The sequence below is a fragment of the Piscinibacter sp. genome (assembly GCF_050175855.1).
Classification (GTDB): Bacteria; Pseudomonadota; Gammaproteobacteria; order Burkholderiales; family Burkholderiaceae_C; genus Piscinibacter.
Window position 1 is genome coordinate 1 of sequence record NZ_JBFXIO010000178.1, and the last position, 10,058, is coordinate 10,058.

The window sequence follows — 10,058 nt, forward strand, 5'->3', positions numbered from 1 at the left end:
GCGGCGGGCCGATACGGCTGCACACGCTCGCCGCCGAGTTCGACGACCGGCCGCACGTCGGCGTGGCCATCACCGACTCCGGCATCGGCATGACGCCGGCGCAGAAGGCGCGCCTGTTCGAGCGCTTCTACCGCGCCGACCCCTCGGGCAACATCCCCGGCACCGGCCTGGGCATGAGCCTCGTGCAGGAAATCATGGAGCTGCAGGGTGGCCGCATCGACGTCGACAGCGAGCCGGGTATCGGCACGCGAGTGACGCTGTGGTTCCCACTCGTCGAGGTGCCGGCCTCGATCACCCAGGACTGAAGGAGCAACGAAGATGTATGGTCTCGTGAATCGCGCGGTCGAGGACCTCGTCAAGCAGATGAAGGGCGAAGACGGCTGGCGCCGCGTGTGCGCCCATGCGCAGGTGGGGGCCGATGGTTTCGTCGCCGTGCGCAGCTACCCCGACGACGTGACGAACCGCCTGGTCGGCTCGGTCAGCCGCGAGATGGACCTGCCGGCGGAGAAGGTGCTCGAGGCCTTCGGCGAGTACTGGATCCTCTACACGGCCGAACAGGGCTATGGCGAGATGCTGCGCAGCGCCGGCGCCGGGGTGCGTGAGGTGCTCGGCAACCTCAACGACATGCATGGCCGCATCGAGACGGCCTTCCCCGAGATGACGCTGCCGTACTTCTTCGTCGAGGACATCGGTGACGGCGAGTTCGAGCTGATCTACGAATCGAGCCGCGACGGCCTGGCGCCGATGGTGATCGGGCTGGTGCGCGGTCTGGCCGGCCGGTTCGGCCAGCGCGTGGTGATCGATCACGTCGAGGGGCGCGCACCGGGGTCTCCGCGTGATCGCTTCCGCGTGCGCGTCCTCGCGGAAGCGCCGTTCGCGGTCTGAGCGGGACGATGTGGACATGAGCAAGTGCCGGCAGGCGCTGGAGCGGGCTTTTCCGTTCCATCTGCGCATCGCGCCGGACGGCACGCTGCTGGCGGCAGGCCCGTCGCTGCGCAAGGCGCTGCCGGCCCTGCGGCCGGGCAGGCCGGTCGGTGAGCACCTGGAGTTTCGCCGGCCTCGCGGCCTCTTGACCCTGGAAGACTGGCGTCGGCACGACGGCGGCATGGTGGTGCTGCGCGGGCATGGCGAGCCGCCGCTGATGCTGCGCGGCGGCGTCCACCTCGACGACGACGGCAGCGTCTGGTTGCTGGTGGCGGCCATGTTCACCCGCATGGAGCAGCTGTCGCACTATGCACTCGGTCTGCCGGACTTCGCCGCGCACGACGCCTCGGGCGACATGCTGCTGCTGCACCAGACCGCGCGCATGTCGCTGGACGATGCAACTCGCCTGGCCACCAGCCTGCAGGCGCGCACGCACCAGCTCGAGACGGTCATCGAGCTGAACCCGCACGGTGTCGGCTACTTCGACGCCGCCGGCAGGCTGCTGCAGGCCAACAGCGGCCTGCGCGAGCTGCTCGGCCTGCCTCCCGGCGAGGCCGCGCCTGCCACGCTCGATCAAGTGCAGCGGCATCTCGACGCGGCCTGCGCGGAACCCGTCGAACCGCCCCGGCTCGCCGAGCTGGCGCAGCGCGGGCCGTGCAGCGTGAATCTGCTGCGCGGCCGCGTGGTCGAACTGAGCGCGCGGGCGAGCGACGACGGCGGTCTGGCGATCCACCTGCAGGACATCACGCACCAGACCGAGGTCGATCGCATGAAGAGCGAGTTCCTGACCACGGCCGCGCACGAGTTGCGCACGCCGATGGTCAGCGTGCTCGGATTCTCCGAACTGCTGCTGAACCGCGAGATGCCCGCCGAGCGGCGCCGCGACATGACGCAGACCATCCATCGCCAGGCCACGCTGCTGGTGCAGATCGTCAACGAGCTGCTCGACCTGGCGCGCATCGAGGCGCGGCGCGGGCTGGACTTCGCGATCCACGCGCAGCCGCTGGTGCCGCTGGTGGAGGAGACGCTCGCCGCCTGCCGCGGCGGGCCGTCGCATCACTGGCGCGTCGAGCTCGCGCATCACGACGAGTGCGTTGCCATCGACGCGGCCAAGACACGCCAGGCGATCGGCAACGTGTTGTCCAACGCGGTCAAGTTCTCCCCCGACGGCGGCGAGATCGTGATGTCGACGCGGCTGTGCGCCGAAGGCGGCACCAGGCGCCTCGGCCTGGTCGTGGCCGACCAGGGCATCGGCATGGACGAGGTCCAGCTGTCGCACATCTTCGAGCGCTTCTACCGGGCCGACCCGTCGGGCAACATCCCTGGCTCCGGCCTGGGTATGAGCCTGGTGCGCGAGATCATGGAACTGCAGGGCGGCAGCGTGGACGTGGCCAGCCGGCTCGGCTTCGGCACCAGCGTGACGCTGTGGTTCCCGCTCGCCGGGCCGGCGTCGTGCGCCTGATGCCATAATTTCCAACTGCACTTTCGCGGAGTTCGAATTGGACGTGCCCCCCCCTCGGTGACCGTCCGCTCCAGGCAGGCCCGGCACCCCTCGTCGGGCCATGCGTCGGGGCGAGGCGGTGACGAGCATTCCACCTGACGCTTCCCCCGGGCCATGCTGGAGCCCCAATGCTGAACGTGTTCTCGCTGGCCAACGGCCGGCTGTTCCAGGAAGAGATCGAGAGCCTCGATGCGCTGGCGCGCGTCAAGCCGATCTGGGTCGACCTCGACGCGCCCACGCCCGAGGAGAAGGGCTGGATCGCGCAGCACTACGGCCTGACCATCCCGCAGGACGTGGTCGACGAAGACCTGGAGGAGTCCGCCCGCTTCTACGAGGAAGACAACGGCGAGCTGCACATCCGTTCCGACTTCCTGATCGACGACGACGAGCGCGCTCGCAACGTGCGCGTCGCCTTCATTCTCTACAAGAACGTGCTGTTCTCGGTGCACGCCGAGGAGCTGCCGGTGTTCCGGCTGCTGCGCCTGCGCGCCCGGCGCATCCCGGCGCTGATCGAGGACGCCAAGGACGTGCTGCTCAAGCTCTACGACGCCGACGCCGAGTACAGCGCCGACGCGCTCGAAGGCATCTACGACAGCCTGGAGGCGGTGAGCGCGCGCGTGCTCAAGCAGGACGTCAACGACCAGGTGGCCGCCGAGGTGCTGGCCGCCATCGCCCGCGAGGAAGACCTGAATGGCCGCATCCGTCGCAACGTGATGGACACGCGCCGCGCGGTCAGCTTCATGATGCGCAGCCGTCTGCTCAACGCCGAGCAGTTCGAGGAGGCGCGGCAGATCCTGCGCGACATCGACTCGCTCGACTCGCACACGACCTTCCTGTTCGACAAGATCAACTTCCTGATGAACGCCGTGGTCGGCTTCATCAACATCAACCAGAACAAAATCATCAAGATCTTCTCGGTGGCCAGCGTGGCGCTGCTGCCGCCGACGCTGATCGCCAGCATCTACGGCATGAACTTCCAGGCCATGCCGGAGCTGAACTGGCGCTACGGCTATGCGTTCGCGATCGCGCTGATGGTGGCCTCGGTGGCTGCGCCGTTCCTGTACTTCCGGCGCAAGGGCTGGCTGCGCTGAGCGGCGCGGCTCAGCTGTTCGCGCGCCGCTTCAGCCACCGCATCAGCGCGCCGACGCCCGGCAGCTTCTCGTACAGCTCCTCGGCGGCGTCCCAGTAGTCGCGGTGCAGCTCCACCTTTCCGCCGGCGTCGAAGCGCAGGTGCGAGCCGCCGTGGATCACCTGCGGCCCGCGCGAGAAGCGCTTCATGCGGAACAGGAAGTCCCAGGTGAGAAAGCACTGGTCGCTGTCGGCGACGATGTCGCGCACCACGAAGCGAGGCTCGTCCAGCGCGTTGAACATGTGCGTGAAGATGCGCTGGATGGCCGGCACGCCGGTCACGTCGTTGAACGGATCCTTGAAGCGCGCGTCGGCCGCGTAGAACTCAGCCAGCCGCGGGATGTCCTCCGGCGCCAGCGACTCGAACATCGCCACCACACGCGCCACGCGTGCATCGGCATGGCGCGGCGTCATAGCCCGGTGGCGCGGCGCACCGCCTTGAAGTACAGCGTGTCGCCGAGGTGGCTGAGCAGCTTCAGCCAGAGCGTGAACCGCTTCGGGAAATGGATCTCGAAGCGGCCGGCCTCCCAGCCGGCGACGATCTCCTGCGCGGCTTCCGCCGGCGTCAGCAGCGCCGGCATGGTGAATTCGTTCTGCGAAGTCAGCGGCGTCTCGACGAAGCCCGGGTTGACCACCGACACGCCCAGGCCTTGCGGCTGCAGGTCGAGGTACAAGGTCTGCGCCAGGTTGATCAGCGCCGCCTTCGTCGGCCCGTAGGCCAGCGAGTTGGGCAGGCCGCGGTAGCCGGCCACGCTGGCCACCAGGCTGAGGTGACCGGCTTTCTGCGCCAGCAGCGTCGGCAGCACCGCGTCGAGCATGTTCAGCGCGCCGACGTAGTTGACTTCCTGGTGGCGCAGCATCTCGCTCAGCTCGAAGCGCGTGGCGCGCATGGCCTTGTAGTACCCGGCGCAGTACATCGCCAGGTCGATGCGGCCGAAGCGCTCGACGATCTGCCGCGCCGCCACGCCCAGCGCCTCGCGGTCGGTGGCGTCCAGCGGCAGTGCGAGGCTGCCCGGATGCTGCTGCGCGAAGGTCTCGATGGCCTGCGCGTTGCGCGCCGAGACGATCACGGTGGCGCCCCGCGCATGCAGCAGCTCGGCGGTGGCGCGGCCGATGCCGGTGGAGGCACCGACCAGCCAGACCACCTGTCCGGGCCAGCGTTGAAAGCGGGGATTGAGGGGCATGCGAAACCAGTTCATCACTTCTTGGTGAAGGCGAGCGTCACTTCGCCGAGACGGAAACCGAACTTGCTCATCACCGCCTTGTTGAGCATCACGCGATCGTCGACGAGGTACATCCAGTCGTCGAACTGCACCTCGTAGACCTTGTCGTCCACCGGCAGCCGCAGCGTGTAGGCCCACTGGAAGGCGTTGCCCGCGGCCTGGCCCTGCGCGGTGCCGACCACGTCATCGGCCGTGCCGGTGTAGCGGCCGTTGCCGAGCTTCTTCAGCCGCCAGACGCGGCGCTCCTTCTTGCCGTCGCTGTAGGTGAAGTCCTCGTCGAGCACGCCCTCGTCGCCGTTCCAGCTGCACTTCATCAGCACGGTGAAGCGGCGCACCACCTTGCCGGAGCGGTCGGTGAAGATGCCATGGGCGACGAGCTCGCCGTTGAAATACTGCTCGAGCGCCAGCACCGGTTTCTCGGCGGCGTAGTCGGCGGGCGTGGGCGCGGAGGCGCAGCCCAGCGTGAGCGCGCCGGCGGCCAGCGCGGCGAGGAGGGATCGTCTGATCATGCGAGTCGTTCCGAAGGGCGGATCCAGAGGACGTACAGCAGCGCCACGGCGCCGAGCTTGAGCGCGCAGGGCAGCAGGCAGTAGGCGAGGGTGAGCGCGGTCAGCGCCTCGTCGCCGCGCGCACCGGGCGCGTAGCCGAACCACTGCAGCGCCGGCAGCGCCAGGCCGGCGGCCAGCGCGAGGTTGAGCTTGGTGGCGAAGTTCCACCAGCCGAAGTAGGCGCCCTCGCCGCGTCCCGAGTGCCCGGCGCGCTGGATCACGCCAGCGAGCAGCGCGCCGGGCAGCGTGAGGTCGGCACCGAGCGCGACGCCGCTGGCGATGCACACCGCGGTATAGGCCGCCACGTCACCCGCGCCGAGCAGCGCGGCCCAGGCGAACACGGCAATGGCGAGCACCATGCCGGCCAGCCAGCAGCGCGCCAGCCCGAAGCGCGCCACCGCGCGCACCCACAGCGGAATCGACAACGCGCCGGCGGCGAAGTAGCTGGCCAGGAACAGCGGCTCGAAGGCCGGTGCCTGCAGGCGATCTCGGATGAAGAACAGCACCAGCGTCGCCGGGATCGCGCTGGCGATGCCGTTGACCAGATAGATCGCCAGCAGGGTACGGAACTCGCGGGTGGCCAGCGGCAGTGTCATCGCCACCGGCGCGAACGCCGCGCGGTCGGCATCGGGCCGCGGGGCCGCATACAGCGCGGCTACGCCGGCCAGCAGCAGTGCGGCGAAGGCCAGCGTCGTCACCGAAAGCCCCGCCAGCGAGGGCAGCACGCTGGCCGCCAGCACGCCCACCAGCGCCAGGCCCTCGCGCCAGGCGACGATGCGCGCACGCTGCGTCTCGTCGCCGCCCAGGCGCGCGCCCCAGGCCTGGTGGATCACACTGATCACGCTGTAGGCGAGGTAGGCCACGGCCAGCGTGGCAGCGCACCAGGCGAGCAGCGAGGCCGTGCCCTGCACGAGCGGAAAGAAGAGGGCGCGAAAGCCGATCGCCAGCACCAGCGCCGCGATCGCCACCGCCGTCCAGGCCGCGATCGTCGAGCGCGCGAACAGGCCGTCAGCCCAGCGGCCGATCAGCGGGTCGGCCACCGCGTCGAGCAATCGCGCCCCCAGCAGCACCGCGCCGAGCGCGGCCAGCGGCACGCCGAACTCGGTGGCGTAGTGGTTGGGCAGGATCACGTACAGCGGCAGCGCGACGAAGGCCAGCGGCAGGCCCAGCCCGCCGTAAGACAGGCCGGCGCGCACGCCGGCGGCCGGCGCCGCAGGGGTGCGGGGCAGCGTCAAGGCGGTGCCGCTCATGAACGCGCCAATGCCGGGCCGAGCAGCGACTGGCGCAGCCGCGGCTCCGAGGTTTGCGGCGCCAGCCAGATGCCGAAGAAGCGGCGCGTGAACTCGGCGTCGCGCAGCTCGCCGCGCAAGCTGCCGTTGACGAAGATGCGCGTCGACTCTCCGGGGCGCTGCACGCCGGTGATGCGGTCGCCCTTGTTCACGTCGGGGAAGGTCTGCTTCATCGACGCCAGCCAGCGTTCGCCCTGCTCCTCGCTGAAGCCGCCCTGGCGCTTCATCTCCTCGAGGCTGCGCTCGGCGATCAGTCGGCCATAGAGCGTGCGGCCGTACTGCAGCTCGAGCGCCAGGGCGTGGCGGTCGAAGCGGTCGGCGGCGAACTCGTCGGCCGTCCACAGCCGCGCGTCATAGACGTGCAGGCCGAGGAAGGTCAGCCGCCCGCTGCCCAGCAGGCGCGCGCCGGGCAGTTCGCTGCCCACCTCTGGCGGCGGTGCGAGGTTGGCCTGCACGGCCAGCGGCGCAGTGGCCAGTGCGGCGAGCAGGGTGCGGCGCTGCGTGTCCATGGTGGTCAGTCGCGCTGCAGCGTGAACTGCATGACGCTGGTGTTGCCGGTGGCGAAGGCGGCCTCGCAGTAGGCGAGGTAGAACTCCCAGATGCGCATGAAGCGCGTGTCGAAGCCGAGCCGCCGCACGCGCTGCTCTTCCGAGAGGAAGGTCTCGCGCCAGCGGCGCAGCGTCTCCGCGTAATCGAGGCCGAAGTCCAGCTCGTTGACCACCCGCAGGCCCGCCTTGGCCGCCGCTTCGCGGAAAGCGCCGGGGCTGGGCAGCAGGCCGCCGGGGAAGATGTACTGCTGGATGAAGTCGGTCGACTTCACGTAGCGCTCGAAATACTTCTCGGCGATCGTGATGCTCTGGATGCAGGCCTTGCCGCCCGGCTTGAGCTGGTCGTACACAGTGGCGAAGTAGCTTGGCCAGTATTCGCGGCCCACCGCCTCGAACATCTCGATCGAGGCGATGGCGTCGAACGGGCCGTCGGCGATGTCGCGGTAGTCCTGGAAGCGCAGCTCACCGGCCAGGCCGGCATCGGCCAGGCGCTTGCGGCCCCAGTCGAGCTGCTCGCGCGACAGCGTCACGCCGGTCACCCTGGCGCCGAACTCTCGCGCTGCGCACTCGGCCAGCGCGCCCCAGCCGCAGCCGATCTCCAGCACGCGGTCGCCTGGCTTCACGCCGGCCTCGCGCAGCGCGCGGCGCACCTTGGCGTGCTGCGCGTCGGGCATCGGCTTGGCGAAGTCGCCTTCGAACCAGGCGCTGCTGTAGTTCATCGTCGGGTCGAGCCACAGACGGTAGAACTCGTTGCCGAGGTCGTAGTGGGCGTGGATGTTCTTCTTGCTGCCGCTCTTCGAGTTGCGATTGAAGAGGTGCTTGAGGCGGTAGAGCAGCGAGCCCCACCAGCTGCCGTAGACGATCGACTCGACGTCGTCGCGGTTGGCGATGAACAGCTTGAGCAGTGCGGTCAGGTCGGGCGTGGTCCAGTCGCCGGCGATGTAGCTCTCGGCGAAGCCGATGTCGCCCGAGCGCAGCGCCGCGGCGCAGACGTTCCAGTTGCGCAGCCGGATGGCGGCGCGCGGGCCGTCTTCCGAGCGCATGCCGAAGTGCGCACTCGTGCCGTCGGGCATCTGCACGTCGAGCGAGCCGTGCTTCAAGCCGTGCAGCAGGCGGAACACCGCGCGCGCGGCGGCGGGGGCCGAGGCCGGCAGGCTGGCGGGAGCGAAGGTGGTCGTGCTGGTCATCGGTCGTTCGGATCAGCGGGTGATGAATTCGCCCGGCGGGGCGGGCTTGGGGAAGAACGGCACGCGCTTGGCCCACAGCTTCACGGCCTGCCAGTGGATGCGCGCGATCACGCCCAGCGTCATCAGCGGCATGCCGAAGAAGGCGCGGCGCGTGCTGGCCGCGGTCAGCGGCTCGAGCCGGCCGGAGACGCTGGTCTCGATCAGCGGGCCGTTCGCATCATGGTGATCGATGCGCGCCACCGTGCGGTCGGCCGTGCGCATGAAGCGGAAGCGGTAGTCGCCCTCGATCGCGCAGAAGGGCGATACGTGGAACACCTTGGCGGCACGCAGCTCCTGGCCGAAGCGCAGCTTCTCGCCGCGCAGCAGGTAGCAGTGGCGCTCGCCGAAGGTGTTGTTGACCTCGACCAGGATGGCGGCCAGCGAGCCGTCGGCGCGGTGGCAGTACCAGAAGCTCACTGGCTTGAAGGTGAAGCCGAGCACGCGCGGATAGGTGTGCAGCCAGACCTCGCCGTCGGCGTCGTGCACGCCTTCGCGCTCCAGCGTGTCCTCCAGCCAGGCCAGGCTGTCGGCCCGTCCATCGCCATGGTCGCTGTCGTGGAAGCTGATCAGGCCGAAGCGGTTGCGCCTCAACCCGGCGGCCGGCTGCCCGCGCAGGCGGCGCATCGGCAGCATCAGGAAATAGGTCGGGTAGGCGAAGGCGTTGCGCGCCGGGCGCAGCCGGGTGTGGCGCACCTGGCCGAGGCCGATCAGCGGCACGGCGTGTTCGCTCATGCCGCCTCCGGCTCGGCGCCCCGCGCTGCCCAGGCCTCGAGCAGCCCGCGCACCACCGCCTCGCCCGACATCAGCCCGTCCTCGTGGAAGCCGTAGCGCGTCCAGGCGCCGGCGAACCAGGTGTGGGCCACGCCCTGCAGCTCGGGCACGCGCTTCTGCGCGGCGATGGCGGCGAGGTCGAAGATCGGGTGGTCGTATTCATACTCGCCGACGATGCTGCCGGCGTGCGGCTCCGTCACCGGGTTCAGCGACACCAGCACCGGCGTGGTGAAGGGCAGCGGCTGCAGCATGTTGAGCAGGTAGTGCAGGCACACGCGCGTCTGTTCGCGGTCGCCGTCGGCCGCGCGCTCGTAGTTCCACGAGGCCCACGCCCGCTCGCGCTTCGGCAGCACGCTGCGGTCGGTGTGCAGCACCGCGCGGTTGGGCTGGTAGCGGATCGCGCCGAGCACGCTGCGCTCGCCCTCGCTCGCGTCGGACAGGATGCGCAGCGCCTGGTCGGTGTGGCAGGCGAACACCACCTCGTCGAAGCGTTCGCTGCCCGCATCGGTGGCCACCCAGACGCCGGCGCTGCCGCTGCCCGGCGGCACGCGGCGGACGCTGCGCACCGGCGTGTTCAGCCGCGCGTCGGGGACGCCCGAGACGATCTTCTCGACGTAGTTCCGCGCACCGCCGCGCACCGTGTACCACTGCGGCCGGTTGGCCACCTGGATCAGACCGTGGTTGTGGCAGAAGCGGATCAGCGTGGCCACCGGGAAGCGCAGCATCTGGTCGGTCGGGCAGGACCAGATGCAGCCGATCATCGGCAGGAAGTACCAGTCGCGGAACTCGTCGCTGAAGCGGTGGCGCGCCAGGAACTCGCCGATCGGCTCGACCATCTGCGCTTCCTGCCCGCTGCTGGCGATCGCCGTGGTGAGCTTGTTGAAGCGCAGGATGTCGCGC

At 69.8% G+C, this 10,058-nt stretch carries 12 protein-coding genes; 4 read left to right on the forward strand and 8 right to left on the reverse strand.

Going from position 1 to position 10,058, the window contains the following annotated elements; genetic code table 11:
* From AB7U92_RS14360 to corA, 4 genes are all read left to right on the forward strand, one after another.
* Positions 1 to 305, forward strand: a 305-nt coding sequence (locus AB7U92_RS14360; RefSeq protein ID WP_428577980.1) for a sensor histidine kinase, incomplete at its 5' end; no start/stop codon positions are given.
* A gap of 13 nt (positions 306 to 318) precedes the next feature.
* Positions 319 to 885, forward strand: coding sequence for a heme NO-binding domain-containing protein (locus tag AB7U92_RS14365; RefSeq protein WP_428577983.1), 567 nt, complete (start codon positions 319 to 321; stop codon positions 883 to 885).
* Between the two features lie 16 nt (positions 886 to 901).
* Positions 902 to 2,386 carry an ATP-binding protein gene (locus AB7U92_RS14370; protein ID WP_428577985.1) on the forward strand — a complete coding sequence of 495 codons (1,485 nt, stop codon included), beginning with the start codon at positions 902 to 904 and terminating at the stop codon, positions 2,384 to 2,386.
* A gap of 167 nt (positions 2,387 to 2,553) precedes the next feature.
* Positions 2,554 to 3,516, forward strand: coding sequence for a magnesium/cobalt transporter CorA (gene corA / locus AB7U92_RS14375; RefSeq protein ID WP_428577987.1), 963 nt, complete (start codon positions 2,554 to 2,556; stop codon positions 3,514 to 3,516).
* Positions 3,517 to 3,526: 10 nt separating this feature from the next.
* Here corA and AB7U92_RS14380 read toward each other — a convergent pair whose 3' ends face one another.
* The 8 genes from AB7U92_RS14380 to AB7U92_RS14415 all read right to left on the reverse strand — a co-directional run.
* Complete coding sequence (locus AB7U92_RS14380) at positions 3,527 to 3,967, reverse strand: nuclear transport factor 2 family protein (RefSeq protein ID WP_428577990.1); 441 nt, start codon at positions 3,965 to 3,967, stop codon at positions 3,527 to 3,529.
* Positions 3,964 to 4,737, reverse strand: coding sequence for an SDR family NAD(P)-dependent oxidoreductase (locus AB7U92_RS14385; protein WP_428577993.1), 774 nt, complete (start codon positions 4,735 to 4,737; stop codon positions 3,964 to 3,966). Before AB7U92_RS14385 ends, AB7U92_RS14380 begins: the two co-directional genes overlap by 4 nt.
* A 14-nt stretch (positions 4,738 to 4,751) precedes the next feature.
* The gene (locus AB7U92_RS14390) at positions 4,752 to 5,285 is read right to left on the reverse strand and encodes a DUF3833 domain-containing protein (protein WP_428577995.1); all 534 of its coding nucleotides are present in this window, start codon (positions 5,283 to 5,285) and stop codon (positions 4,752 to 4,754) included.
* Positions 5,282 to 6,574, reverse strand: a complete 1,293-nt coding sequence (locus AB7U92_RS14395) for an MFS transporter (RefSeq protein ID WP_428577999.1) — start codon at positions 6,572 to 6,574, stop codon at positions 5,282 to 5,284. The genes AB7U92_RS14390 and AB7U92_RS14395 overlap by 4 nt, the downstream gene beginning before the upstream one ends.
* Entirely contained in the window at positions 6,571 to 7,122 is a 552-nt protein-coding gene (locus AB7U92_RS14400) for a chalcone isomerase family protein (protein WP_428578002.1), read from the reverse strand. The genes AB7U92_RS14395 and AB7U92_RS14400 overlap by 4 nt, the downstream gene beginning before the upstream one ends.
* 5 nt (positions 7,123 to 7,127) lie before the next feature.
* Positions 7,128 to 8,348 (reverse strand): class I SAM-dependent methyltransferase, encoded by a 1,221-nt coding sequence (locus tag AB7U92_RS14405; RefSeq protein ID WP_428578004.1) that lies wholly within the window; start codon positions 8,346 to 8,348, stop codon positions 7,128 to 7,130.
* A gap of 12 nt (positions 8,349 to 8,360) precedes the next feature.
* Entirely contained in the window at positions 8,361 to 9,119 is a 759-nt protein-coding gene (locus AB7U92_RS14410; RefSeq protein ID WP_428578007.1) for a DUF1365 domain-containing protein, read from the reverse strand.
* Positions 9,116 to 10,058 (reverse strand): NAD(P)/FAD-dependent oxidoreductase (locus AB7U92_RS14415; RefSeq protein ID WP_428578010.1); only part of this gene is annotated, 943 nt, incomplete at its 5' end. The genes AB7U92_RS14410 and AB7U92_RS14415, both read right to left, overlap by 4 nt.